Raw genomic sequence first — 25,422 nt, 5'->3', positions numbered from 1 at the left:
ATAGTTAGAGTGAACAGGAGCACAGCACCCGTAGAGCTAAGTAGGTTGTATCCATCCCGACAATGATGTTCGGTGAGTAAGAAATCACTCAGAAGGGGATGCGCTATGGACGAGTACTCGCCAAAAAGGCATGATATCGCGCAGTTGAAATTTCTCTGCGAATCCTTGTACCATGACTGCCTTGCCAATCTTGATGAAAGTAATCATGGCTGGGTGAACGATCCAACATCGGCCATCAATTTGCAATTGAATGAGTTGATAGAGCATATCGCGACCTTCGCACTTAATTATAAAATTAAGTACAATGAAGATAATAAACTGATTGAGCAAATTGACGAATACCTGGATGACACCTTTATGTTGTTCAGCAGCTACGGCATTAACGCGCAGGATTTGCAGAAATGGCGTAAATCTGGAAACCGGCTATTCCGCTGTTTCGTCAACGTGAGCAGAGCTAACCCGGTTAGCCTTTCCTGTTAAAATTATTACAATGACTAAGGTGAATTTATGTCTGATAAACCACTCACAAAAACCGATTATTTGATGCGCTTACGACGTTGTCAGTCAATTGACACACTCGAACGCGTGATTGAAAAAAATAAATACGAGCTTTCTGATAATGAACTGACCGTATTTTATTCAGCCGCTGACCATCGTCTTGCCGAGCTGACCATGAATAAACTGTATGACAAAATCCCGCCTTCCGTGTGGAAATTTGTCCGTTAGTTGTTGCAGTGTGTCTGTAGAGGTTCTACGCCACTCTCTTAGTTGTTTATACCTTTCGAATTACGATCCCGGTGTTAAAGCCAGGTCTCCGTGTAAAACGTGATCATTAGCAACAATGTTGTGACTTTAGTCACACGCGCTTTTCGGGAACGTTCCCTTCCTGGCTTATCCCGATTACCCTGCGGTAATCGAACCCAGAGAGGCATCCTATGAGCGTAGAAAAACAGAAAATGATTGCGGGTGAACATTACCGTCCTGGTGATGAAACATTACGGGCCGACCGACTGCGCGCCCGCCATCTGGTTCACCGCTATAACCACTCCGCCCCCGATGAGAAAACAGAACGCCAGAAGATTCTGGCGGAACTGCTGGGGCAAAGTGAAGGGGCTTATATTGAGCCAGCTTTCCGTTGTGACTATGGCTATAACATTTTCCTGGGCAAAGAATTTTACGCTAACTTCGACTGCGTGATGCTCGATGTCTGCCCTATTCATATTGGTGATAACTGTATGCTCGCGCCAGGCGTGCATATTTATACGGCCACCCACCCGCTGGATGCCGAAGAACGCAACAGCGGAGTGGAATACGGTAAACCCGTGCGCATTGGCAATAATGTCTGGATCGGCGGACGGGCAGTGATTAACCCGGGCGTCACGGTGGGGGATAATGTGGTGATCGCCTCCGGCGCTGTGGTGACAAAAGATGTCCCGGCCAATGCCGTCGTCGGGGGTAATCCGGCGAAAATTATCAAAATGCTGTGAAGGTGTGGGGAGTCAACTGTTATGGTCTTTCAGCACATAACTGTTACTTTTTTCAGTCAAATGGCTCCCCTAAAATAGGCAGATCCCCTGTATTCAACAATCATGAAGGCAAAAAATGACCGAAATACAGCGCCTGCTTACCGCCACCATCGACGATCTCAACATCCGCGAAAAGCGCGATAATCGCCCGCGCTTTAGCATTAGCTTTATTCGCAAACATCCAGGCCTGTTTGTCGCAATGTATGCCGCCTGGCTGGCAACGCTGATTGTCATGCTGAAATCCGAAACGCTGGTGGACTCCGTCTGGCTGCTTGTGGTGCTGTTTGTGGTATTTAACGCGTTTTTCTTTTTTGATGTGCATCCGCGCTATCGTTATGAAGATATCGACGTGCTCGATTTCCGGGTCTGCTATAACGGCGAGTGGTACAACACCCGTTTTGTCCCGCCGGAACTGATCGACAGCATTCTGCACTCCCCTGCGGTAGAAACCGAACAAAAAGAGAAACTGCAAAAAATGGTCTCAACCAAAGGCCAGCTCTCTTTCTATGATGTCTTTACCCTTTCCCGCCCTGCTGTTGCGTGATGAGTATCTGTATGCGTCGGATAGCCGACGCATACAGTGAAGCGGATGTGTTCCCGTAGCCTAATACCAGACCGCTCTGCCCCTGTTTTGTATCAAGGTAATACCCGCTCAATGCCGCTGGAGCCAGCTGATACGTCCTGGCCTGTTCCACCAGTTGCCTGTCGTCGATTCCGTCAATCGCCACCGTCAGATGCATGCCCCCTTCCCCCGCCAGAATCCGGTGTGGTACATGAAGCTCCGCATTCAGAGCCTCACGCAGCTGCCGGTAGCGTTTACGATAGAGACGACGCATGGCTGCCAAATGGCGGGCATAGTGACCCTCTTCAATGAACAGCGCCAGGGTACGCTGCTCGGCGCGATGCCCGCCGCGCAATAACGAACCGATGGCCGGGCGTGCCGCTTTCGCCAGCGCCGGGGGGAAAACCATAAACCCCATTCTGAGCGACGGGAATAACGTTTTGCTGAATGTTCCCAGATAAACAACGGGCGCATGGTTAATCATTCCCAGCATCGCCGGTACCGGCTCACCGCTATAACGAAACTCACTGTCGTAATCATCCTCGATAATCCAGGCGTTATGTTGTCGCGCCACATCCAGTAACGCCAGACGCCGCCGCGCGCTGAGGACACTTCCGTAGGGAAACTGATGTGAAGGTGAAGTAAAAATAAGCGAAGGGGACGGCGCCTCTGTTCCTTCCCAGCACATGCCCTCTCCATCAACCGGTATTCCCGTTATGGCTAAACCCGCTTTCACAAAGGCGCTTTTTGCGCCGGCATAGCCGGGATCTTCCACCCAGGCAACATCGCCCGGCTCACTCAATAGCAGGGTGCAGAGGTTCACACCTTCCAGTGCGCCTTCGGTGATCACAATCTGGCTGGCGTCGCAGTCAATCCCGCGGGAAAGCGCAAGGTGGCGGGCAATGGCCGCCCGCAAAGCAGGTTCCCCGGCGGGATCGCCGTAGCCCAACAGGGCACTTCCCTCCTCCCGCAACACGCGATCGTACAGGCGCCGCCAGAGCGGCAAGGGAAAATAGTTGATGGCCGGTGTCCCCGGCGTAAAGGCCAGAACCGGCGTGCTACGCGGTACAGGGGCAGGCAGTGCGCTAACCCGCCCGGCAAGCGCAACCGCAGGTGCCGGTAAATCCTGCGCGAGCTGACGGGCCGCCAGCGGTGCCACCCGCGTTCCCTGGCGGCTACGCAACAGATACCCTTCGAGGGTGAGCTGTTCCAGTGCCCCATTAACGGTGTTTCGGGAAAGGGAGAGATGCCCGGCCAGCGTTCTGGAACCAGACAGGCGACTACCGGACTGTAACCTGCCGGACAATATGTACTCCCGCAATGAAAGATAAAGCGTGCGCTGCAGCGTCTCTTGTCCGCGGTTTTTCAGCGCCGTATTCAGCAAGGTATACAGTTCATCGCCTGGAATATTCATCGCCCCTCCTCGTGGTACCACCAAAACATAGCCTGTTGGTACTTTTTAAGGAACCACTACTTCACTAGTCTGGAACTCTTTACAACGTCACGGAGATGAAGATGAATACTTTCAATCAGTTTGGGCAGCCGGTGGGCGAACCGCTAATCGACTGGCAGCCCCGTCAGCACCCTTCCCGGGTGGTCCTTCAGGGCCGCTACTGCTGGCTTGAGCCGCTGCAGGTGGAGCATGCCGGTGCGCTGTTTGCCGCTTATTCGCTCGCCGGGGATACCCGAAGCTGGACATGGCTTCTGCGTGAACCCGATGCCACGGCAGGAGAATTTGCCGCATGGGTGGCAAGCGTGAGTGAATTATCAGACCCGATACACTTTACCGTCTTCGATAATCAGACCCGCTCCCCGGTGGGAACCCTGGCCTTGATGCGTATCGACCCCAAAAATGGCGTTGTGGAGGTGGGACACGTTCATTTCTCCCCGCTGTTGAGCCGCACGCCAATGTCTACCGAAGCGCAGTTTCTGCTGATGCAATACGTGTTCGATACTCTGGGCTACCGGCGTTATGAGTGGAAGTGCAACAGCCTGAACGAGCCTTCCCGCAAGGCTGCGCTGCGTCTGGGCTTTTTGTTTGAGGGGCGTTTTCGCCAGGCGCTGGTCACCAAAGGCCATAACCGGGATACGGACTGGTTTTCGATTATCGACAAAGAGTGGCCAGCGCTGGCGAGCGCCTTTGAAAGCTGGCTTGCCACCGACAATTTTACTGCCGATGGCAAACAGAAAAGATCCCTGGAAAGCTGGCGTGAAACGGGCGTCTAGCGTCTTTTTTTACGTCCCTGCACCGCTTTAAAGCGCGGGTTTGATTTGCAAATCACATACAGGCGTCCCTTACGTTTGACTATCTGGCAATCCGGGTGACGCTGTTTCGCACTCCGCAACGAGTTAAGTACTTGCATGATCACCCCCGCTTCGCATTAAGAAAGCCGCCAAAACGTTTACGGAAGCGCGCCGCGCTGCCATCCGTCGAGAAGGTTTTCTGTTTGCCGGTATAAAACGGATGCGATTTTGAAGAGACCTCGATGGTGATGTAAGGATAGGTTTCACCGTCGAGTTCAATTTCGCGGTCAGTCTTGATGGTTGAACCAACTTTAAAGTATTCATTGGCGCTGGTGTCGTGAAACACCACGGTGCGATAGGCTGGATGGATATTGGGTTTCATCGTGAATCACTCATGTTTTGTTATAACATAACAAAATAATATCCAGGCTCTGCGGTAAAAACAACCCCCGAGAGTGCATCACATTTCCGACGATATTTTTTGATTTCGCTGCTGCGGAACGAAAACCATGACGCTCACGTGCTATAACTATATCATTTCGCGGTAAAAACTTTCTCCTCTGGCAAGCGTCTCAGTGCCCTGGAGTGGGCATATGAGGAAGGACACGGCAGCATGAAAACCCGACATCTGGTCAGCCTGGTGACTGGCATACTGATCTTTTCTGTGCTGATACCGATTTGCCTCAGTATCTGGCTGGCGCATCGCCAGGCGGAAGAAAAATTTGTCGATGCGCTGGACAGCTATGCCTCACGCGTGCTGTTGCGTACGGACAGGGTTGTTGGGCAGGCCAAGGAAGCACTCACGCAGCTGCAGACCTTTAAAGGCCCTCCGTGTAGCCATTTGCATTTACGGGAAATGCGCCGGATCGCCTTCTCGTGGCTCTATGTTCAGGAAGTGATCTACACCGATAACCTTAAACCACTGTGCTCGTCGCTGGAACAGGTCAGCAAAGCGACCGCGTTCCCGCCGCCCATGCGCATTACGGAAGATGGCTATAGCGCGTGGCTTACGAGGCCAAATGAACTCGGTTTCAACCGCAACATGGCCGTGCTGGGGCAAGGACATTATCTGGTACTGGTCGATCCCGCCTCGCTGGTGGATGTGATCCCCTTCGCCGATATTTCTATCGATGCCGCCCTGGTAGCGAACGCAACGCATCTCGTGTTCTCCAGCAGCAGCAAACTGGATCCGCACATCCGCGACATGATTAAAGATCAGGAGATGGTCAGTGTTGAGTACAACGGTGCAATGTACGTCATGAAGCCCGTACCGGAGCTGGGAATAAACGTTGTTGCATGGGCTGCGCTGAAACCGCTGGCGGAAACCTGGCACCGGCAACTCCTTTTCTGGCTGCCGTTTGGCATGCTGATAAGCCTGCTTGCCGCCCTGTTTGTTCTGCGGATATTGCGTCGCATCCAGTCGCCGCGTAACCGCCTGCTTGATGCCATCAATAACCGTGAATTCGAGGTTTACTACCAGCCTATTGTGGCGCTCTGTAGCGGGAAAATAGTGGGCGCAGAGGCGCTAACGCGCTGGCCTCAGCCTGACGGGAGTAGCCTGTCGCCTGACAGTTTCGTCCCGCTGGCGGAACAAACGGGACTTATCTCGCGCCTCACGCATCTGGTGATCGAAAAAGTGTTCGAGGATATGGGCAACTGGCTGCATCTCCATGCCGATCAGCATATCTCCGTCAACCTCGCGCCTGCAGATTTAACCTCCGGCAAGCTGCCGCCGCTCCTGAGCCAGCTACTCAATAAATGGCAAGTCCGCCCGGAACAGATAGCGCTTGAATTAACCGAACGCGGCTTTGCCGATCCCAAAATCAGCGCACCGGCCATCGCCGCTTTTCGCCGTTCGGGCCACGCCATTTACATCGATGATTTTGGCACGGGATATTCCAGCCTGAGCTATCTGCAGGATCTGGACGTCGACACGCTGAAAATTGATAAGTCGTTCGTGGATGCGCTGGAGTACAAAAACGTAACGCCACACATTATAGAAATGGCGAAATCACTGAAGCTGGCGATGGTTGCTGAGGGCGTGGAAACCGCAGGGCAGCTCGCCTGGCTGCACCGTCACGGCGTGCAATACGGGCAAGGCTGGTACTACAGTAAGGCGCTGCCAAAAGCGGAATTTATGGCATGGGCAGAAAATAACCTTAACGCCCCTTCTACTTCAGATAAGATTTGATCACCTGTAAAACCACGCCAAGATCGGCCTCACGCTGATCTTCCTCAGGCTCTTTGACGACGTGATCGGTTAAATGGCCTTCGATCACCTGCAGCATCATGCCATTCACCGCACCGCGGATCGCGGCCAGCTGCTGTAATACCTCAGCACACTCATGCTCGTCGTTACTGAGCATTTTTTCCAGCGCGGTGCTCTGCCCCTGAATTTTCTTAAGGCGAGTCAATAACATCTTCTTGTGACGAACCGTATGTGACATCTCTGCATCCTTCTTCTTCTGGCGGGTAAAGCATAACACGCCCTACTCCCCCTGAGTATTTTTCTACTGGGGGGTAGTATTGAACTACTGGGGGGGAGTACTATCTGCGCACCTTTTCCAGTGCGGATTTTGTAATGAACGATTTTGCTTCTCTTCTGCAACAGGGCAACGCATGGCTATTCATTCCCAGCGCGATCCTGCTCGGTGCCCTGCATGGTCTTGAGCCGGGCCACTCTAAAACAATGATGGCGGCCTTTATTGTGGCGATCCGCGGCACGCTGAAACAGGCGGTATTATTGGGGCTGGCGGCTACGCTTTCCCATACCGCGGTGGTCTGGATCATTGCCATGGCGGGATTATGGTTTGGTCGCGGCTGGGATGCGCAAACCTCTGAACCCTGGTTCCAGCTTATCTCTGGGGTATTGATCGTTTTGATCGCGCTGTGGATGGCGTGGCGTACCTGGAAGGAGAATCAGCCGCACGATCATCATCACCACCATGACCATGACCATGACCATGACCATGACCATGACCATGACCATGACCATGACCATGACCATGACCATGACCATGACCATGACCATGACCATGACCATGACCACCATCATGATCATCACCACCATGAACATCAACTGGTTGCAGAGGAGTGGCAAGACGCCCACCAGCGCGCCCATGCGCAGGATATCAATCGTCGTTTTAACGGACAAAACGTCACCACCGGGCAAATTGCGATGTTTGGGCTGACCGGCGGGTTGATCCCCTGCCCGGCGTCAATCACCGTCCTGCTGATCTGCCTGCAGCTCAAGCACTTTGCCCTGGGCGCCACGCTGGTATTTAGCTTCAGTATTGGTCTGGCGTTAACGCTGGTGGCATCGGGTGCGATTGCCGCATTAAGCCTTAAACATGCCACAAAACGCTGGCCGGGGTTCAGCGAGTTTTCACGCAAAGCACCGTGGTTCTCTGCGGCACTGATTATCCTGGTGGGGGGTTACATGATCCTGCACGGGTTAGGCGGTATCCTGGCCTGAACCAGGCGGCCAACGCGTGGCCGCCACCTAAGGTCAGTTGAGGTTCTGACGCCAGCTAAAGCGATAGCGAAGCTGACGATTTTGCAGGATGAATTCCGGCGAGACGCTGGGGCTCCAGGAGTCATCTCCACCCACGCCCATATGGAACGCATCAAGATTGAGCCAATACCCCGGCTCGTCACGCAGCAGATGGTGATGGGTTGTCTCACGCAGCTGTTGCTGGCTGTAGCGGCTCACAGAGAAATGGAACTGCCCGTTCAACTGATGCGTCCCCAGCACCAGTTCACGGGTATCGCACCGCAAGCCGTTTTCCGTCGGGAAGATGTACGGCGTATGCATTGCCTGCAGCGGCAACGTCCAGCGCCCCTGCTGTGCTGCCAGCTTTCTGTCCGGGTAGTTTTCATGCGGCCCCAGCCCCAGCCAGTGAACGACTTCCGGCGGCCGGGCAAGATGCATGCTCAGGCCAATACGCGCAGGCTCCGGAATATCAGACGCAACCTCTACCTCAACCTCACCGTGCAGCACTCCCTGATCGTCCACTCGCCAGACTTTACGGCTCAGGAACAGCGCTTTGCCGAGATGTTCCCAGGCATGCAGCGTCGTGACTACCGCCTCGCGGGCATGCTGCTCTCCTTCACAACGCAGCAACCGCGGGGTGATGTCGTACATCCCCGCCGCCTTCCAGCGCTCCACCCATGCATTTGGATCGATACGCGTGGCCTCGCTGACCCCGATATCATTGTCCAGCGGCGCGCGGGTAAAGTTATCCGTCAGCGGCGAGAGCAGCGTTTCAACGCCATTGTTCAGCCACTGCGTCAGGTGTCCTGAGGTACGGTCAACTATCCATCGCTGCTGCTGGTGCGTCAGGGTCAGCATCTCATCGGTTTGCGTCAGTACCGGCGGCACACCCACCGGTGCGGGCGGGGCGATAAACAACGGTGCCGGGAGTGGCCATTGATCCCACGCGCAGCGATGGTTTTCCGGTGACCACGGCGTTGCCTTCAGCTGGTACACCTCGACATTCAGCCAGACCTCGCCCGGCTCTGCCGTCAGCGCGGGCAGCGAGATATCCAGACGCTGAGTCTCCTGAGGCGCGATGGAGAGCGTAACCTCCCCCTTAGCCAGCACCGTTCCGTCACGGATCACCGACCATCTGAGCAGCTCGTTATCCGTATGACGGAACAGGTAATCGCTTTGCACGTCCACCACCAGCGGAGAAGTGCTTACTCGCGTAAAGGTGAAGAACTGCTGCGCGCGCTGAGCCTCATACAGTGCCGGGTGCGGCGTGCGATCGGGGAACACCAGCCCGTTAAGGCAGAACTGTCGATCATTGGGTGTATCACCAAAATCGCCGCCGTAGGCCCAGAACGGGGTGCCATTTTCATCTTTCTTCGTCAGCGCCTGGTCGACCCAGTCCCAGACAAATCCTCCCTGCAGACGTGGATGGCTACGAAACGCCTGCCAGTATCTGGCGAAGCCGCCAAAGCTGTTGCCCATTGCGTGGGCGTATTCGCAGAGGATCAGCGGTCGGGTTTCATCCGGCAACCCGATCCATTTTTTAATGGACCATTTCGGCACCGCCGGGAACGGCTGATCCTGATCAACACGGGCATACATCGGACAAATGATATCGGTCGCCGCCGTGTTCGCCCCACCGCCTTCATATTGAACCGGGCGCGTCGGATCGGCGGTTTTTAGCCAGCGATACAGCGCGTCGTGATTTGCACCGTGGCCAGACTCATTGCCCAGCGACCAGATGATAATGGACGGATGATTACGATCGCGTTGCACCATGCGGGTCACGCGCTCGCTCATGGCGGGCAGCCAGCGGGGATCGTCAGCGAGACGGCTCATCGGCACCATGCCGTGGGTTTCGATATTGGCCTCGTCAACCACATACAGGCCATAGCGATCGCAAAGCCGGTACCACAGAGGATGGTTTGGGTAGTGCGAGCAGCGCACGGCGTTGAAGTTGTGCTGCTTCATGATTTCGATATCGCGACGCATCGTCGCTTCGTCCATCACCTGGCCGTTTTCCGGGTGATGTTCATGCCGGTTGACCCCGCGGATCAGCAGTGGCTTGCCGTTGAGCTTCAGCAGGCCATTGCTGACTTCAACGCGGCGGAAACCCACATCACAGGCTTCAATCTCCAGCACCTCACCCTGCGGGTCCAGCAGCGCGATCGTCAGCCGATAAAGCGCTGGGGTCTCAGCACTCCATAAGGCGGGTGACGCAACCGGGATCGCCACCGTCAACCGCTCGGCCCAGTTGCCGCGTTCATCCACAATGGCCGAGCCTGGCTGCCGGGTGGCGCTGGCACAGCGTTCACCGTTGCGCCAGAGCGTTATTGCCACCTCGCACTCCGTAAAGTGAGCGCCCGCCAGGGCGACATCCACCTTCAGCACGGCGCGATCCAGCTCCGCATTGAGGTCGGTGACCACCTGATAATCCGCGATGTACGTCTCCGGCTTATGCAGCAGCGACACATCGCGGAAAATCCCGCTCATGCGCCACATGTCCTGATCTTCCAGATAGCTTCCGTCGCACCAGCGCAAAACCATCACGGCCAGGCGGTTCTGGCCAGCACGCAATACGCCCGAGAGATCGAATTCGGCCGGCAGACGGCTGTCCTGGGAATACCCCACCCACTGACCGTTGCACCAGAGATGAAATGCCGAGTTCACGCCATCAAAGATAATGCGGGTTTGCCCGCCCTCGAGCCACGCGTCCTCCACTTCAAATGTGAGCGAGTAACAACCGACCGGATTCTCTGTCGGAACAAAGGGCGGATTGACGGGAATGGGATAGGTGACGTTGGTGTAAACAGGTGTATCAAACCCCTGCATCTGCCAGTTTGACGGCACCGGCATCGCAACGGCATCCGGGCAATCTTCGCCTGTCCATGCCTGCGGAACCTGCTCAGGTGCAGAAAAGAAGCTAAATCGCCACTCCCCATTCAGGGAACGTCGGCTGATGGATGCCCCGTCCTCTCTGGCGGCGTGTTCATTACGCCAGCTATGAAATGGCGCATGCGCCGCCAGCCGGTTCCACTGGGTGACGCCGGGATTTTCCCAGTCCCGACGGGCCAGAAGTGCGCTGAGAGTCAGCGAGACAGTATTGGACATGTTTTCCTCTTTGCGAAGCGCTCACAATTTTACTCAACATGCCCTGGCAAACTGCCGCGGTAAAGCGTGGGATCGCCGTGTAGCGAGTCAGATCACAAAAGTGTTACTGGCGAGCAAGTTGCTCTGCCAGCAGGGCCAGGCTTCTCAGCTGCTGCGCAAGATCCTCACGATCGGCCTGCTGCGGGGTGCGACGGGCACTGGATTGTCGGCTAATCAACGTGACGGGCAACTGAACCTGCCAGCAGGCTTCATGGCGGGCGGGAGCCAGCAGCCACTCCACACTTTGTTCACCTGCCTCGCGAAATGCCTGACGGATGGTGGTAAGCGGAGGTGAAAACCAGGCGCTGTCGGCGGTATCGTCAAACCCCACTATCGATATCTGGCCCGGGATCGTCACCCCTTTTTCCGCGCAGGCCCGCATCACCCCCAGCGCCATTTGATCGTTAGCCACCAGAATGGCATCCGGTAACGTTGCAGCAGACAACAGCGCATGCCCCTTCTCATAACCGCAGGCTGCGCTCCAGTCGCCGTAGGCCACCGCCGCCGCCTCAAGGCCGGCTTCCTCCAGCGCGGCTTTCCATGCCGCCAGACGGGCACGAGCGGAAACAGAGCTTTCCGGCCCGCTCAGCAATGCAATACGCTGATGCCCGAGCGACAGCAAAAGTTCAACGCCCAGACGAGCGCCCTGTTCCGCATTAAAAACCAGACTGTTGACCGCTGCCGACGGAGAGACATCCAGAAACAGCACCGGCACGGGCGACGCCAGTGCCTTGAGTTGTTCGGCATGGGGATCGTCAAGCGGCACGTTCACCAGCAGGGCTTCCACGCGCTGCGCCAGCAGCTCCTGAAGCGCGGCCTGGCACTGTTGCGGATGTTCCACCATTGAGATCAGTACGCTCGCCCCCTTTTCTACCGCCCGGGATTTGACCGCAGAGACAATTTGCGAAGGCGCGTGCAGCGCCAGATCGGTAGTGATCAGTCCCAGCGTACGGGTGCGCTTGCCCGCCAGCTGCTGCGCGCCACGGTTAGGAACATAGTGCAGCTCCGCCATGGCCTGCTGCACCTTTTCCCGTGTCCGGGCAGAAACATGCTCCGCGTCGTTAATCACACGGGAAACGGTTTGATAAGACACCCCCGCAAGGAGGGCAACATCATAGAGGGTAATGGCTTTCATGCGTTCCGGCTTGGTGTTAACAGAGCCGTCTATTGTGGCACAGCGCGGCCATTAATACCTGTGAGCGCTTCGCAAAATTAAACAACCCGCTCTGGCTGAGGAACGTTATCCGTACGCGGCTTCTGACGGAACCACGGCAAACAGAGCTGGATAAGCGGGCCGATGGTCAGGGCATACAGTACCGTCCCGACGCCAAACGTTCCGCCAAGGACGCAGCCAATCAGCAGAACACTCACTTCAATTGAGGTCCGAACGCTGCGGATTGACCACCCCAGCCGGGCGTGAATGCCGGTCATCAGTCCATCGCGTGGGCCCGCCCCGAACCCGGCACCGATATACATACCGGTTGCTATTGCGTTCAGCACAATGCCCCCAACCAGCAGAGCAATCCGAATGGGGAGAAGATCCAGCTCGGGGATAAGGGCCATCGAGGCATCCGCCGCCAGGCCAATACAGACAACGTTACTGAGCGTTCCCAGCCCAGGCATCTGACGCAGCGGGATCCACAGCAGCAGCACCGCGGCACCGGTCAAAATAATCACCGTACCGATGGTCATCCCCAGCTGTAATCCCACCCCAAGGTGAAACACATCCCACGGGTCAACCCCCAGATCCGAACGAATAAACATCGCGGTTGAAAGCCCGTACAGGCCTAAACCAACGTACAGTTGCAGCAGACGACGTACCATTTTAGCTTCTCCAGTGAACCAGGCTTTCATCTTGTTCGAAAATGGCACTATGATTAATGTCCAGTTTTCAAATAGTGGACTGCATATGTCATCACGCCGTTTCGGAAGTCAGTCGCTGGTTCGCCTTTTGGGCCACTGGCAACAAACCCCGTCCCGAACCCCACTCTGGCGACAGCTGGCCGACGCGTTGCGCCTGCTGATCCTCGACGGCAGGCTGGCGTTGAGCACGCGCCTGCCCGGTGAACGTGAACTGGCCACGGCGTTAGATGTAAGCCGGACGACCATCAGCAGCGCGCTGGCCCATCTGCGAGAAGAAGGGTATCTGGAGAGCCGCCACGGCAGCGGTTCACGCGTGATCCTGCCCGATACCCGTGCCGTACCGACGCTTTCAGCGGCAAGCGCAGCGCTGGATCTCTCCACTGCCGCCCTGAATGCCGGGCCAGAGATCCACCAGGCTTACACCTGGGCGCTCACCGCGATCACCCAGCATCTTACGCTGACCGGTTACGATCAGCTCGGCCTGGCGGCTCTGCGCGACGCCATTGCCGCTCGCTATACCGCACGCGGGCTGCCGACCCGCGCAGACGAAGTGATGGTGGTCAATGGTGCCGTCAGCGGTTTTGCGCTGGTACTGCGGATGATGGCCGGCCCGGGCGATCGCGTCGTGGTCGATCATCCCACCTATCCGCTGGCGATTGCAGCCATCCAGGGGGCATCGTGTCGGCCGGTGGGCGTGTCGCTGCCGGAAAGCGGCTGGGATACGGATGGCTTTGCCGCCACGCTGGCGCAGACAGCACCGCGCCTGGCGTACCTGATGCCGGATTTTCACAATCCAACAGGGCGATGCATGGATATCGCCACCCGTCAGGAAATAACCGACATTGCCGCTCGCACCCGTACCACGCTGGTGGTCGATGAAACGATGGTCGATCTCTGGTTTGAAGCACCGCCCCCGCCGCCGCTGGCGTCGTTTAATTCGCAGGCTACGGTGATCACCCTGGGTTCGGCGGGAAAAAGTTTCTGGGGTGGGCTGCGCCTCGGCTGGATCCGCGCCTCGTCACGCACCATTGCCACACTTGCCCAGACGCGGGATACGCTGGATTTAGGCTCGCCGCTGCTGGAACAGCTGGCCACGCTGTGGCTTATCAACAATAGCGAGACATTTCTGCCTGCGCGCCGGAAAATACTGAAGGAGCGACGCGACCGCTGCGGTGAACTGCTGCGCGAACATTTTCCCCAGTGGCGGTTTCAGGAGGCGGAAGGCGGGCTATCCTACTGGATCGAGTTACCGGGCATGCTGGCGACACAGCTCGCCGCACGTGCAGAAATGCTGGGGATTAATCTGGGAACCGGCACACGCTTTGGTTTATCGGGTGCGTTTGACCGCTACTTACGCGTGCCCTTCTCGCTCGAGTCGGCAGAGCTTGAGCAGGCGTTGCTACGAATCAAACCGGTTTGGCTCGCATTAAATAAAACCGCGCCGTCGGTAAAACGCAGTCTTGTTTAATATAAAAGTTTGAAGTGGATCATAAAATAAAAACTGCTGACTGTCATACGGCAGTCAGCAGTTTTCACCAGTCAGGAATCAGTGCTGAGGAGGAATAGGAAAACCCTTCAGTGAAATAACAAAACTTTCACCGTCTTTCTTTATTTTTGCGCCGGTATCACACCAGTCAGACGCAATACGAAAGAACTCATCACTTCCTACATTCCAGCCAAGACGGACATGCTTCACGTAGCCTGAACGCAACAGATCGCAGGCTTCTTTGTAGTCACTGGCGGTCGATAGTTGTTGTTTCATTTTCTCTTCTTCAGAAGTTTACGTAGGGCTTTGATTTCTTTAGGAGTAAAAGGCGTTACACTCTCTTCTTCCGTATGCTGATTATCAATATCCTCTTCCGATACTCCCACCTCGTCTGCGGCTTCAAATGCCAGCAGCAGCAACTTCTCTGTGGTCACGCTTAAGTTCTCGTTATTCACTTCCGCATAGTGGCGAAGTCTTTCTTTTAGCGCTTCGTCAATCTTAACGTTTAATACCGCAGTAGCCATGATTGTCACTTCCCTTCGGAATAAGTGCTTTATTTAATACACGATGTTAACAATGTAATCCAGATATATATTTTTAACTTATGACAGAAAAAAGACGCCCAGAAATAAAATGACAGTCTATTATTACAGGTTTATGACAGTAATATTTCAGCGCGATGAAATATATATTACACCACGAATTAAACCCTGTTAATTCTGTGGAATAGCCATGCCGGAAGGAAGTAAAAAACGGGGAGATGTTGCCAGAAGCACAAATGGGTGGGGGCCCTGCCAGCTACATCCCGGCACACACGTCGTCTGCCCTGGCTGCTTCCTTCCGGACCTGACCTGGTGAACAGAGTAGCGTTGCGGGAGAACCAACAGAGCCCCCATTGTGAGCGTTGTTACCCAACGCGCTGGCGCATTATCCCTGTGCTAACGGTCAATTGCAAGCTGCCAGCAACCGGATGGTGGTTTCTTGCGCAAACAGGCACAGCAATCGGCGCAATCTTCGTTTAACATGGCACTTCACTCATCCCCACAGGTGTACTGATGGACGAACACGACTCCTTTCCACAGCGAGTGTGGCAAATTGTGGCCTCCATTCCGGAGGGCTACGTGACAACCTATGGTGACGTCGCACGTCTTGCTGGCTCCCCCCGCGCGGCGCGTCAGGTGGGTGGCGTGCTAAAACGGCTTCCTGAAGGCAGTACATTGCCCTGGCATCGGGTTGTGAATCGTCATGGTGCCATCTCGCTCACCGGGCCGGATTTGCAGCGCCAGAGGCAGGCATTACTTTCAGAAGGGATACAGGTGTCCGGGTCAGGGCAGATTGATTTGCAGAAGTATCGCTGGGTGTATTGACCCCCTCCCCCGAAGGAGAGGGGAACACATTACAGCTGAGTCGGTGGGGTAGGTACAGACGGTTGGTTCGTCTGTGGTGCAATCGGCACTTCGGTTTGCTGCACCGGCACCAGGTTCAGGTCGATTTTAGTCCCACCGTTGTTAATGGCTTCCTGAACCGTATCGGTAATAAACACCAGCTTACCGTTGATGGTTACCGCAGCGCTCAGAAGGATACGGGCGTTCGGCTGTACGTCTGCCGGGTTATACGGCAGCACGAAGCTAAACGGTGCCTGCTTACCTTCGGTACGTACAGCACGCTGGGCCACTACTTTCGACGGCGCGTCGGCCAGAGAAGCATCAGACAGCGTGACCGTTAATACCGCATCCGGTGGTAAAGCGACTCGCTGTTTGATCCAGATAGTACCGGAAACATTAGGTTGCTGAATGGATTGCTGTGAGAGTGTATTAATCCCATTTGGATCTGCTGCTGGCACCGGCACCTGGGCGCTCTTACCTGCACAGGCGGACAACGCCACCGCAATAGCTACACCACTTAGCATGGGCACGAGTTTCATTGAAGTCTCCTTATCATCAATGCACCAGCGGGATCGATCCCATCCGATGTCGTTTCAAACACATATCGTATTCAAGTGTGGCACAGATCACTGATTAATGCCTAAATTCTCCCTGATATTCAGATAATTCTACCCGTCGGACCACTTTCATTTCTGCGTTATACTCTGCCTATCTTTCGCCACGGCGTTTATTGAGGACAACTATGAGTCAGGCACTGAGCAATCTGCTGACATTACTGAATCTGGAAAAAATTGAGGAAGGACTCTTTCGCGGACAGAGCGAAGATTTGGGCTTGCGTCAGGTCTTTGGCGGGCAGGTCGTCGGACAGGCACTGTACGCTGCCAAGGAGACCGTCCCGGCAGACCGTCTGGTGCACTCCTTTCACAGCTATTTTCTGCGTCCTGGCGATAGCGCAAAACCCATTGTGTACGATGTGGAAGTGCTGCGTGACGGCAACAGCTTTAGCGCGCGCCGCGTGGCGGCCATTCAGAATGGCAAGCCCATCTTTTACATGACCGCCTCTTTCCAGGCACCGGAACCGGGTTATGAGCACCAGAAAACGATGCCAGCGGCACCGTCGCCGGACGATCTCAAATCGGAGACCGATATCGCCCGCGCGCTGGCCCACTTGCTGCCACCGCAGGTCAAAGAGAAGTTCCTTTGTGATAAACCTCTGGAGATCCGCCCGGTCGAATTCCATAACCCGATGAAGGGCCATACGGCCGAGCCGAAACGCCAGGTCTGGATCCGCGCCAACGGCACCGTACCAGAGGATTTCCGCGTGCATCAGTATCTGCTGGGCTATGCGTCAGATTTTAACTTCCTGCCGGTTGCACTGCAGCCGCACGGCGTGGGGTTCCTTGAAAAAGGGATGCAGGTTGCGACGATCGATCACTCGATGTGGTTCCATCGTCCATTTAACATGAATGACTGGCTACTCTACAGCGTGGAAAGCACCTCGGCGTCCAGCGCTCGCGGGTTTGTACGTGGAGAGTTTTATACGCAGGACGGCGTGCTGGTCGCCTCGACGGTGCAGGAAGGGGTGATGCGTAATCGCGGGTGATGTTGCCCTCACCCTGGCCCTCTCCCACAGGGAGAGGGAATAAACACTAAAAACGGCAATCGGAGATTGCCGTTTTGCTGTTTATTATGCGTTATACGCATTCTCGCCGTGGCTGTTGACGTCGAGACCTTCGCGTTCCTGCTCTTCCGGTACGCGCAGACCCACTGTCATGTCCGCCAGTTTGTAGCCAATGAAGGCCACCACAGCAGACCACACAACGGTAATGGCGATACTTTCCAACTGCACCAGCACCTGGTGAACCATGTCAACGCCCTCAGCGTAACCCACTCCGCCCAGCGATTTCGCGGCGAAGATACCAGTCATGATACAACCGACGATACCGCACACGCCGTGCACGCCAAAGACATCGCAAGGGTCATCCACGCGCAGAAGACGTTTCAGCGCCGTCACACCCCACAGACCCGCCAGACCTGACACCAGGCCGACAAGCAGCGCACCACCGACACCGACGTAACCACATGCTGGGGTGATCCCCACCAGACCGGCAATGGCACCCGAGCACGCGCCCAGCAGAGAAGGTTTACCGCGAACCGCCCACTCACCAAACACCCATGAGAGGATTGCACCCGCCGTGGCCACCACGGTATTCACGAAGGCCAGCGCAGCGATTTCGTTAGCAGCGCTCGCAGAGCCAGCGTTGAAGCCGAACCAGCCAAAATAGAGGATTGCTGTACCGGTAAAGACCATCGGCAGGTTGTGTGGTTTGAACGCTTCTTTGCCAAAGCCCACGCGTTTGCCAATCAGGTATGCCCCCACCAGACCCGCCACCGCAGCGTTGATGTGAACAACGGTACCGCCTGCGAAATCCAGCGCGCCGTGCGACGCCAGCAGACCGCCACCCCAGACCATGTGTGCAATCGGCACATAGGAAAGCGTCAGCCACACCACCACAAAGATCAGAACGGCAGAGAAGCGAATACGCTCAGCCAGCGCACCCACAATCAGCCCCACGGTGATACAGGCGAACGATCCCTGGAACGCAACGTGGATGTACTGATAGAAACTGCCCATCACCGCGGTCAGTTCAATATTTTTCAACATGGCCCAGTTGAAGTTGCCGAAGAAAGCGTTGCCTTCACCGAAGGCCAGAGAGTAGCCGTAGACCACCCACAGCACGCAAACCAGCGCGAACGTCACGGCAACCTGCGTCAGCATGGAGAGAACGTTTTTGCCACGGATCAGGCCGCCGTAAAACAGCGCGATGCCCGGAATAGACATGAACAGCACCAGCGCGGTGCTGATCATCATAAAGGCGTTATCGGCTTTGTCTGCCACCGCAGGAGCAGCCATTGCCAGGCCCGGCAGCAGTGCCAGCGAACCCAGACCCGTTTTGATTGTTGCTATCTTCATTTTCTCGATCCCTATCACTGTGTGCCAGGAGTTACTTACAGTGCCGCTTCGTCAGATTCGCCGGTACGGATGCGAATGACGCGCTGCAGTTCGGCAACGAAAATTTTGCCGTCGCCAATTTTGCCGGTATAGGCCGCTTTGCTGATCACATCGATGACTTCATCAAGCTGGTCATCAGCAATCGCGACATCAATTTTTACTTTTGGCAGGAAGTTAACGCTGTATTCCGCCCCGCGATAAAGCTCGGCATGACCCTTCTGACGACCGAAGCCTTTCACTTCGGTGACAGTCAGTCCCTGAATACCCATTGAAGACAACGCTTCACGCACGTCTTCGAGTTTGAATGGTTTGATTACCACCGTAACCAGCTTCATAGATCCCCTCCAGTCAGAATTCGGTAATGGCCGCAGCTAACACGCAGGAGACATTGCAAGGGGTGTGCCAGAAATGAAAACGGAAGGGAAAAGCGGCGCAATGCGCGTTAAAAGACCATTCATGGTCAACAGGTGAAAAAAAACGCACCATGGCAGTGCATGGCGCGTTTCGGTTTTGCACCAACAGCGGTGACTGTTAGCACGTTGCCTGTTTTTGGTGCATCAGGCGCTAAGCGACTCTTCCTCCCGGACGCTGGCCGCCAGCTCTTCACCCGCCAGTTGCAGTTGATACATCTGCCAGTAGCGGCCTTTCGCCTCCAGGAGCGCCCGGTGCGTACCGCGTTCAACGGCCTGTCCGCGATGCAGCACCAGAATGGTATCTGCGTCGACAATCGTTGAAAGACGGTGCGCGATAACCACCAGCGTCGTGTGGTCGCGCACGGCGGCCAGTGCCTGCTGGATAGCCTGTTCAGTACCGGAGTCGATGCTGGCCGTCGCTTCATCCAGAATCAGCACCTGTGGCGTTTCAATCAGCACACGCGCCAGCGCCAGAAGCTGTTTTTGCCCGACAGAAAGATTATTACCCTGCTCACCCAGCCGGGTGTTGATTCCGTCGCTGAATCCGCGTGCCAGCTCTGCGAGCTGCACTTTTTCCAGCACGGCCCAGACCTGCTCCTCGGTATAATCACGCCCCAGGGTCACGTTGGCGTAAAAGGTATCGGCCAGCACGACCGGGTCTTGCTGCACCATTGCCACGCCTTTACGCAATACGCTGTGGCTGAGCGACGCCAGCGGACGTCCATCCAGACGAATTTCGCCTTTCGTTAACGGGTAGTAGCCCATCAACAGGCTTGCAAGCGTACTCTTGCCGCTGCCGGTATGCCCCACCAGCGCCACAAAGCCGCGCGACGGCACATCAAGATTGATGTCCTGCAACACCAGCCTGTCTTCACGGTAGGCAAACGAGACATGGTCAAACGTAATCGCCCCGCTTTGCAGCGGTGCTGTATCCTCACCATAGGTCTGACGCGGTCTGTCCATCAGTTCAAAGACGCGCTCGCCGGCAACCACCGCCTGCTGCAACATGGATTGTTGGGTTGTGAGTTCAATCAGCGGCTCGTTCAGGCGTCCCAGATAGCTGATAAAAGCATACAGAACCCCCACTTCAATCGTTCCGCCCGGACTCAGGCCAAAGAGCATCAGCAGGCCGCAAAGCACCAGTGCCGAGAAGAGGCTCAGCAGCGGACGCAGCAGGAAACCATCAAGGCGCAGCGTCTGCATACGCGCCATATAGTGCGAACGGCTGGCTTCGCCCATGCGCTCGCCAAAGCGAGCCTGCTGGCGGAACTGCTGGATGACGCTCATGCCGTTGATCACTTCGTTGAAGCCATCGTTAATATCGGCCAGGTAGGTCCGCACCCGACGTACAATAGGCGTGCTGTAGCGCTGATAGATCACCATCACAATCAGCACCGCCGGGAAAATCGCGATCGCCACCAGCGCCATGCGCCAGTCAAGGCTGAACATCGCCACCAGCATGGCGCCAATCAACGCGGCACTGCGCAGCACGGTCGCCACAACCGTCACGTACAGATCGCGAATCACCTCGGTATCGTTGGTCACCCGCGAAATCACCTGCCCGACCGGCTGGATATCAAACTCGCTCAGCGGCTGGCGCAGCGCAGCATCCATAACGTCGGTACGCAGCTTCTGAACCACGCCCACCGCCGCCCGGTTAAAGAGTAGCGACTGCGCATAGTGCAGGCCAGCCGCTGCCAGCTGTAGCCCCACATAGGCCACGCCTAACCCCGCCACCAGCCCCAGCGGCAAATAGCTTTTCGCAACCATATTGTCGATGAAATAACTGATGAGCAGCGGACCGCTCACTTCTGCAATCGCCGCAATCCACAGCAGCACGACGGCAAGAGCAAGGGGTTTTCGCCATGGCGAACCGTAGGCCAGCAGGCGTTTTAGCGTCGGCCACTGCGTTTTTGATTTACGCATTAGCGTCCTCCTCTTCCTGTTCCGGGGCATCGTCGAGTGCCGCTTCAAGCTGCTGATAGCGATACATATCGCGATACCAGCCCGGTTGTTCCGCAAGCTGGTCATGCTGCCCGCGCTGGGCAATGTGCCCGTGCTGCAACACCAGAATTTCACTGGCTTCCGTCAGCGCTGACAAACGGTGGGCACTGATGATCACCGTCCGTCCGTCGCTCCACTGGCGAAGGTTATGCAGGATCTGGTGCTCGGTTCGACCATCCACAGCAGAAAGCGCATCATCCAGGATCAGGATTTCAGCATTGAGCAGCAGCGCACGGGCAATGGAAATTCGCTGTTTTTGCCCACCAGAGAGCATAACGCCACGTTCACCCACCTCCGTTTCATACCCCTGCGGCAGACGCAAAATATCGTCATGTACGCTGGCTAAGCGCGCCACATGCTCAATCTCTTCCTGCGTGGCCGACGGACAGCCAAGGGCTATGTTGTTCGCCACAGTGTCAGAAAAGAGAAACGGCGTCTGGCTGACCACGGCCAGTCGGCGACGCCAGTCGTCAAGTTGCAGTGTCGTGAGAGGAAGATTGTGGAAACGAATGTCCCCCTGCGTGACATCAAAGTGACGCTGGAGCAGCGAAAGAACGGTACTTTTACCGGATCCCGTCGGGCCACAGATCCCGAGCATTTGCCCCGGTTGCAGCGTAAAGCTGACGTTTTCCAGCACCGGATGTTCCGTCTGCGGATAAACAAACGTACGGATGTCGACGTTCATCACTCCACGCCCTTCCGGTACCGGTTCGGTACCGTCGTTGACCACTGGCGCTTCAGACAACATGGCGCGAATGCGGCTATAGGCGGCACTGCCGCGCTCCACGATATTAAACATCCAGGCCAGCGCCAGCATCGGCCAAATCATCAGCCCCAGGTACATGGCAAAACTGGTTAACTGCCCCAGGGTCAAGGTGCCCTGCACCACCATCCAGCTCCCGCCACCGACGGCCAACAGGTTAGCCATGCCAATGGCGATATAGATGGTCGGATCAAAGCGCGCATCAATACGCGCAACGCGCATGTTTTTTGCGCCGGTGTCTGCGGCATCGGCCGCAAACAGGGCAGATTGCCGATCCTCCAGACCAAAGGCTTTGATCATGCGGATGCTGGTCATACTCTCCTGCGTGCGATCGTTTAGTGACGAAAACGCCGCCTGCGCCAGCTTGAAACGCTCGTGCAGTTGTTCGCCATAACGGTTGATCGCCAGCGCCATCAGCGGCATCGGCAGCAATGCCAGCAGGGTAAGTTGCCAGCTGATCTGAGTGGACATCACAATCAGAACCGCGCAGCCCATCACCAGCGAATCCACCAGCGTTAACACCCCTTCCCCGGCGGCGAACACCACGCGATCGACGTCGTTGGTGGCGCGGGCGATGAGATCCCCGGTGCGATGGCGCAGGTAAAACTCGGGGTGCTGGCGGCTCAGCTGGCGGTAAAAATCCTCGCGCAGCTCAACGGCAAGCTGATAGGACGCGCCAAACAGCAGCACGCGCCAGACGTAACGCAGCAAATAGACGATGACGGCCGTCAGCACCAGCGTGCCAACCCACATCAACACCCGTGCGGTGGTGTAATGCTGTTCCGTAACGCCATCCACGACGTAGCCCACCACCTTCGGCGGGATCAGCTGCAAAATGGCAATGATGATAAGCAGGAGAACTGCGCCGAGGTAGCGCTGCCACTCCCGACGAAAGTACCAGCTTAGTTGGGCAAATAATCGCACGCGGTTTGTTCCTGAAGGTATTTTATGGAGTTATTCAATGGGTAACGCTGTGGTGTATTTAATCTGTTCCATGGCGAAGCTGGAGGTGACGTCCGACAAGCCCGGTACGCTATTCACCAGCCGCTTGTAGAAATCATCATAGCGCTTCATGTCTGCCACCTGGACACGCATCAGATAATCGTACTCCCCGGCCATACGCCAGAAGCCGAGAACCTCCGGCATGTCAGAGACCTGGTTTACGAAGCGACAATACCATTCGCTGCTGTGATGCTGCGTTTTTATCAGGACAAAGGCCGTCAGGCCCAGCCCCAGTTTTTCGGGATCTAATAACGCGACACGCCCCAGCAGAATGCCGTCATCTTCCAGCTTCTTGAGGCGCTTCCAGCACGGTGTGGTGGTCAGATTAACGGCATCTGCCAGCGCCTGCAAAGAGAGGGTGCAGTCACTTTGCAGCAATGAAAGCAGCTTGCGGTCAATTTTATCTAGCATACCCACCTCACAGAGAAAATTTTTCTCCCTTCATTCTATTTTAAAGGCCAGATAGCAACAATTTTTTCTGTGCTTTTCGCTATGCTGGGCACAAAATGACAAACGGATAATTACGATGAATAGCAACTGGGTTAAACATGCCATCAGCGAAATCAATGCCGACTACCAGCGCTCGGCCGACACCCATTTAATCCGCCTCGCCCTGCCGGGGTTTGCGGGGATTCAGCTGTATCTGAAAGATGAAAGTACCCATCCTACGGGCAGCCTGAAGCATCGTCTGGCGCGTTCGCTGTTCCTGTATGGCTTGTGTAACGGCTGGATTAAAGAAGGCACGACAATTATTGAATCGTCATCCGGTTCAACCGCCGTCTCCGAAGCCTATTTCGCCCGTTTACTGGGCCTGCCGTTTATCGCTGTCATGCCCTCCTGCACCGCGAAACGCAAAATCGAACAGATCGAATTTTATGGCGGACGCTGCCACTTTGTAGAAAGCGCCTGCGAAATTTACGCCGCCTCGGAAATGCTGGCCCGTGAGCTGAACGGCCACTATATGGACCAGTTCACCTTCGCCGAGCGTGCAACCGACTGGCGTGGCAATAACAATATTGCGGACAGTATTTTCCGCCAGATGACTCATGAGCCTCATCCGGTTCCGTCATATATCGTCATGAGCGCCGGTACGGGCGGAACCTCGGCCACCATTGGCCGCTATATCCGCTGTCAGGGCTACGATACGCAACTGATGGTGGTGGATCCGCAAAACTCGGTCTTCCTCGACTACTGGCAAAGCCACAATGCCGACCTGCGCAGTCTGGTGGGCAGTAAAATTGAAGGGATTGGCCGCCCGCGCGTTGAGCCGTCGTTCATTCCTGATGTGGTGGATGAAATGCTCCGCGTACCGGATGCCGCCAGCGTCGCGACGGCGCACTGGCTGGAGACGCAGCTGGGCCGCAAGGTGGGTGCCTCTACCGGTACCAATATGTGGGGTGCGCTGCAGCTGGCAGCACGCATGCGTGAAGAGGGCCGCACGGGCTCTATCGTCACGCTGCTGTGCGACAGCGGGGAGCGCTACCTGGAAACCTATTACAACGCGGAGTGGGTGCAGGCAAACATCGGCGATATTGCGCCGTGGAAAGCGCAAATTGCACAGCTGGTGAAATAAAAAAAAGCCAGACCGAAGTCTGGCTTGCTGGAAGGGTCTCACTATTCGGGGGAATATGGGAGGGTGTTGTTGTCCAGCCAATGTGTTAAAAAATGGGACACCGCTTCATTACGGCAGTGTCCGATAACCGGCAGATGAGGAAGCGCAGAGATCAGCTGCGGCATAGCATTCCCCATAATCAAACCGCGCCCGACGCTGCCCAGCATCTCGCGGTCGTTCATGGCGTCACCAAACGCCATACACTCCTGCAGCGTCAAGCCCAGGTGGTTGCTCAGGACCGCCAGGGCAGAACCTTTGTTACACCCCACCGGCAACACTTCCAGACAATCCACCGCCGAAAAGGTCAGATGGGCCCGGTCGCCTAACGCCTCATTCAACTGAATACGTAAGCGGCAGAGATCGTCGTGATCGCCACAAAAGCAGATCTTGGTCACCGCGTGGGCAGGGATGCGGCGCAGATCCATTAGCTGATAGCGAAAACTGCTGTAGACATGCGCATGGAGGAGCTGAGGGATTTCATGCCCGGTAAACCAGCCGTTATCGTTAAAGACATGAACGCTGGCCTGGGTATCCCAGGTACTGTGCAGCACGATATCCGCCACTTCCGGGTTGAGATCCTGACGGTGCAGCACCTCCCCTTCGACCGAATGAATTCGTGTTCCGTTGCCGGTAATCAGAAATGCATCCAGGGAAAATGCGCCCAGCAGATGGCGCATCTCCAGCACATGACGGCCAGTGGCAAACGTCAGGGTTACATTACGCTCACGCAGGCGCTTAAGGGTGTTCAGGGTTTTCTCCCCTAAACGGTGATCCGGCATTAACAACGTGCCGTCCATATCAAATGCAGCGAGCCGAGCCATCATAACTCCCGAAATGTGATGCGATTAACTTGTGCATCAGTATTGCGTGAGATATACGGAAGTAATAGTGAATAGATGAGAATTATTG

The 25,422-nt window shown here is 55.8% G+C and carries 27 protein-coding genes and 1 other RNA gene; 11 read left to right on the top strand and 17 right to left on the bottom strand.

What is annotated here, in order from left to right:
- Window positions 1-105: 105 nt before the first annotated feature.
- The 4 genes from tomB to ACQG19_RS05545 all read left to right on the top strand — a co-directional run bounded on the left by tomB (window position 106) and on the right by ACQG19_RS05545 (window position 2,070).
- Complete coding sequence (tomB, locus tag ACQG19_RS05560) at window positions 106-480, top strand: Hha toxicity modulator TomB (RefSeq protein ID WP_008499288.1); 375 nt, start codon at window positions 106-108, stop codon at window positions 478-480.
- 27 nt (window positions 481-507) lie between these two features.
- Window positions 508-726: an HHA domain-containing protein gene (locus tag ACQG19_RS05555; RefSeq protein WP_013095889.1), complete on the top strand. Its 219-nt coding sequence runs from the start codon at window positions 508-510 to the stop codon at window positions 724-726.
- 209 nt (window positions 727-935) lie between these two features.
- Window positions 936-1,487: a maltose O-acetyltransferase gene (maa, locus tag ACQG19_RS05550; RefSeq protein WP_013095888.1), complete on the top strand. Its 552-nt coding sequence runs from the start codon at window positions 936-938 to the stop codon at window positions 1,485-1,487.
- Window positions 1,488-1,602: 115 nt separating this feature from the next.
- Window positions 1,603-2,070 (top strand): YlaC family protein, encoded by a 468-nt coding sequence (locus tag ACQG19_RS05545; protein ID WP_013095887.1) that lies wholly within the window; start codon window positions 1,603-1,605, stop codon window positions 2,068-2,070.
- On the opposite strand, the gene ACQG19_RS05540 is transcribed toward ACQG19_RS05545, so the two are convergent.
- Window positions 2,042-3,502 carry a PLP-dependent aminotransferase family protein gene (locus ACQG19_RS05540; RefSeq protein WP_246931617.1) on the bottom strand — a complete coding sequence of 487 codons (1,461 nt, stop codon included), beginning with the start codon at window positions 3,500-3,502 and terminating at the stop codon, window positions 2,042-2,044. The two genes, ACQG19_RS05545 and ACQG19_RS05540, sit on opposite strands and share 29 nt — an antisense overlap.
- 101 nt (window positions 3,503-3,603) lie before the next feature.
- On the opposite strand from ACQG19_RS05540, the gene ACQG19_RS05535 reads away from it, so the two are divergent.
- A complete protein-coding gene (locus tag ACQG19_RS05535; protein WP_045292921.1) occupies window positions 3,604-4,314 on the top strand; it encodes a GNAT family N-acetyltransferase in 711 nt (236 codons plus the stop codon).
- Here the strand turns inward: ACQG19_RS05535 and ykgO are convergent.
- Window positions 4,311-4,451 carry a type B 50S ribosomal protein L36 gene (gene ykgO, locus ACQG19_RS05530; protein ID WP_003859006.1) on the bottom strand — a complete coding sequence of 47 codons (141 nt, stop codon included), beginning with the start codon at window positions 4,449-4,451 and terminating at the stop codon, window positions 4,311-4,313. The genes ACQG19_RS05535 and ykgO overlap by 4 nt on opposite strands.
- Before the next feature lie 2 nt (window positions 4,452-4,453).
- Window positions 4,454-4,714 (bottom strand): type B 50S ribosomal protein L31, encoded by a 261-nt coding sequence (locus ACQG19_RS05525; protein ID WP_006176933.1) that lies wholly within the window; start codon window positions 4,712-4,714, stop codon window positions 4,454-4,456.
- 231 nt (window positions 4,715-4,945) lie between these two features.
- Between ACQG19_RS05525 and ACQG19_RS05520 the strand changes: the two genes are divergently transcribed.
- Window positions 4,946-6,523 carry an EAL domain-containing protein gene (locus ACQG19_RS05520; RefSeq protein ID WP_023620097.1) on the top strand — a complete coding sequence of 526 codons (1,578 nt, stop codon included), beginning with the start codon at window positions 4,946-4,948 and terminating at the stop codon, window positions 6,521-6,523.
- Here the strand turns inward: ACQG19_RS05520 and ACQG19_RS05515 are convergent.
- Window positions 6,504-6,779 (bottom strand): metal/formaldehyde-sensitive transcriptional repressor, encoded by a 276-nt coding sequence (locus tag ACQG19_RS05515; protein ID WP_014830896.1) that lies wholly within the window; start codon window positions 6,777-6,779, stop codon window positions 6,504-6,506. The genes ACQG19_RS05520 and ACQG19_RS05515 overlap by 20 nt on opposite strands.
- A 134-nt stretch (window positions 6,780-6,913) precedes the next feature.
- Between ACQG19_RS05515 and ACQG19_RS05510 the strand changes: the two genes are divergently transcribed.
- Window positions 6,914-7,807 (top strand): nickel/cobalt efflux protein RcnA, encoded by an 894-nt coding sequence (locus ACQG19_RS05510; protein WP_246931619.1) that lies wholly within the window; start codon window positions 6,914-6,916, stop codon window positions 7,805-7,807.
- A 33-nt stretch (window positions 7,808-7,840) separates the two neighbouring features.
- Here ACQG19_RS05510 and ACQG19_RS05505 read toward each other — a convergent pair whose 3' ends face one another.
- The 3 genes from ACQG19_RS05505 to ACQG19_RS05495 all read right to left on the bottom strand — a co-directional run bounded on the left by ACQG19_RS05505 (window position 7,841) and on the right by ACQG19_RS05495 (window position 12,796).
- Window positions 7,841-10,933, bottom strand: coding sequence for a beta-galactosidase (locus tag ACQG19_RS05505; protein ID WP_246931621.1), 3,093 nt, complete (start codon window positions 10,931-10,933; stop codon window positions 7,841-7,843).
- Between the two features lie 103 nt (window positions 10,934-11,036).
- Complete coding sequence (locus ACQG19_RS05500) at window positions 11,037-12,107, bottom strand: LacI family DNA-binding transcriptional regulator (RefSeq protein ID WP_222169020.1); 1,071 nt, start codon at window positions 12,105-12,107, stop codon at window positions 11,037-11,039.
- 77 nt (window positions 12,108-12,184) lie between these two features.
- Complete coding sequence (locus tag ACQG19_RS05495) at window positions 12,185-12,796, bottom strand: YczE/YyaS/YitT family protein (RefSeq protein ID WP_013095879.1); 612 nt, start codon at window positions 12,794-12,796, stop codon at window positions 12,185-12,187.
- 85 nt (window positions 12,797-12,881) lie between these two features.
- Here ACQG19_RS05495 and ACQG19_RS05490 point away from each other — a divergent pair, with 85 nt between their 5' ends.
- Complete coding sequence (locus tag ACQG19_RS05490; RefSeq protein WP_058684050.1) at window positions 12,882-14,303, top strand: PLP-dependent aminotransferase family protein; 1,422 nt, start codon at window positions 12,882-12,884, stop codon at window positions 14,301-14,303.
- 78 nt (window positions 14,304-14,381) lie between these two features.
- On the opposite strand, the gene ACQG19_RS05485 is transcribed toward ACQG19_RS05490, so the two are convergent.
- The 3 genes from ACQG19_RS05485 to ffs form a co-directional block, all read right to left on the bottom strand.
- A complete protein-coding gene (locus ACQG19_RS05485) occupies window positions 14,382-14,597 on the bottom strand; it encodes a hypothetical protein (RefSeq protein ID WP_013095877.1) in 216 nt (71 codons plus the stop codon).
- The gene (locus ACQG19_RS05480) at window positions 14,594-14,845 is read right to left on the bottom strand and encodes a hypothetical protein (RefSeq protein WP_020686138.1); all 252 of its coding nucleotides are present in this window, start codon (window positions 14,843-14,845) and stop codon (window positions 14,594-14,596) included. The genes ACQG19_RS05485 and ACQG19_RS05480 overlap by 4 nt, the downstream gene beginning before the upstream one ends.
- A 265-nt stretch (window positions 14,846-15,110) precedes the next feature.
- Window positions 15,111-15,207, bottom strand: an RNA gene (gene ffs, locus ACQG19_RS05475) — signal recognition particle sRNA small type.
- Window positions 15,208-15,376: 169 nt separating this feature from the next.
- Here ffs and ACQG19_RS05470 point away from each other — a divergent pair.
- Entirely contained in the window at window positions 15,377-15,688 is a 312-nt protein-coding gene (locus tag ACQG19_RS05470) for an MGMT family protein (protein WP_023620099.1), read from the top strand.
- Window positions 15,689-15,717: 29 nt separating this feature from the next.
- Here the strand turns inward: ACQG19_RS05470 and ACQG19_RS05465 are convergent, their stop codons facing one another.
- Window positions 15,718-16,245: a YbaY family lipoprotein gene (locus ACQG19_RS05465; protein WP_013095874.1), complete on the bottom strand. Its 528-nt coding sequence runs from the start codon at window positions 16,243-16,245 to the stop codon at window positions 15,718-15,720.
- A gap of 203 nt (window positions 16,246-16,448) precedes the next feature.
- On the opposite strand from ACQG19_RS05465, the gene tesB reads away from it, so the two are divergent.
- Window positions 16,449-17,309, top strand: a complete 861-nt coding sequence (gene tesB, locus ACQG19_RS05460; protein WP_040021540.1) for an acyl-CoA thioesterase II — start codon at window positions 16,449-16,451, stop codon at window positions 17,307-17,309.
- A gap of 84 nt (window positions 17,310-17,393) precedes the next feature.
- On the opposite strand, the gene amtB is transcribed toward tesB, so the two are convergent.
- The 5 genes from amtB to ACQG19_RS05435 all read right to left on the bottom strand — a co-directional run bounded on the left by amtB (window position 17,394) and on the right by ACQG19_RS05435 (window position 23,312).
- Window positions 17,394-18,680 (bottom strand): ammonium transporter AmtB, encoded by a 1,287-nt coding sequence (gene amtB / locus ACQG19_RS05455; RefSeq protein WP_013095872.1) that lies wholly within the window; start codon window positions 18,678-18,680, stop codon window positions 17,394-17,396.
- A gap of 35 nt (window positions 18,681-18,715) precedes the next feature.
- Window positions 18,716-19,054 carry a P-II family nitrogen regulator gene (gene glnK / locus ACQG19_RS05450; protein WP_008503304.1) on the bottom strand — a complete coding sequence of 113 codons (339 nt, stop codon included), beginning with the start codon at window positions 19,052-19,054 and terminating at the stop codon, window positions 18,716-18,718.
- 222 nt (window positions 19,055-19,276) lie between these two features.
- Window positions 19,277-21,058 (bottom strand): SmdB family multidrug efflux ABC transporter permease/ATP-binding protein, encoded by a 1,782-nt coding sequence (locus ACQG19_RS05445; RefSeq protein ID WP_013095870.1) that lies wholly within the window; start codon window positions 21,056-21,058, stop codon window positions 19,277-19,279.
- Window positions 21,051-22,823 carry a SmdA family multidrug ABC transporter permease/ATP-binding protein gene (locus ACQG19_RS05440; RefSeq protein WP_023621395.1) on the bottom strand — a complete coding sequence of 591 codons (1,773 nt, stop codon included), beginning with the start codon at window positions 22,821-22,823 and terminating at the stop codon, window positions 21,051-21,053. Before ACQG19_RS05440 ends, ACQG19_RS05445 begins: the two co-directional genes overlap by 8 nt.
- A 30-nt stretch (window positions 22,824-22,853) precedes the next feature.
- Window positions 22,854-23,312: an Lrp/AsnC family transcriptional regulator gene (locus ACQG19_RS05435; RefSeq protein WP_020686133.1), complete on the bottom strand. Its 459-nt coding sequence runs from the start codon at window positions 23,310-23,312 to the stop codon at window positions 22,854-22,856.
- Between the two features lie 115 nt (window positions 23,313-23,427).
- On the opposite strand from ACQG19_RS05435, the gene ACQG19_RS05430 reads away from it, so the two are divergent.
- On the top strand, window positions 23,428-24,474 hold the full coding sequence (locus tag ACQG19_RS05430) for a PLP-dependent cysteine synthase family protein (protein ID WP_040021541.1): 1,047 nt from the start codon (window positions 23,428-23,430) through the stop codon (window positions 24,472-24,474).
- Window positions 24,475-24,515: 41 nt separating this feature from the next.
- Here ACQG19_RS05430 and cof read toward each other — a convergent pair whose 3' ends face one another.
- Window positions 24,516-25,334, bottom strand: a complete 819-nt coding sequence (gene cof, locus ACQG19_RS05425; RefSeq protein WP_246931630.1) for an HMP-PP phosphatase — start codon at window positions 25,332-25,334, stop codon at window positions 24,516-24,518.
- Window positions 25,335-25,422: the final 88 nt, after the last annotated feature.

Origin of the sequence: Enterobacter cloacae complex sp. 277I4 (assembly GCF_050031465.1) — a bacterium.
Classification (GTDB): domain Bacteria; phylum Pseudomonadota; class Gammaproteobacteria; order Enterobacterales; family Enterobacteriaceae; genus Enterobacter; species Enterobacter cloacae.
The sequence above is the reverse complement of the archived record's forward strand: the minus strand, read 5'-3'. Positions and strand labels throughout refer to the sequence as shown.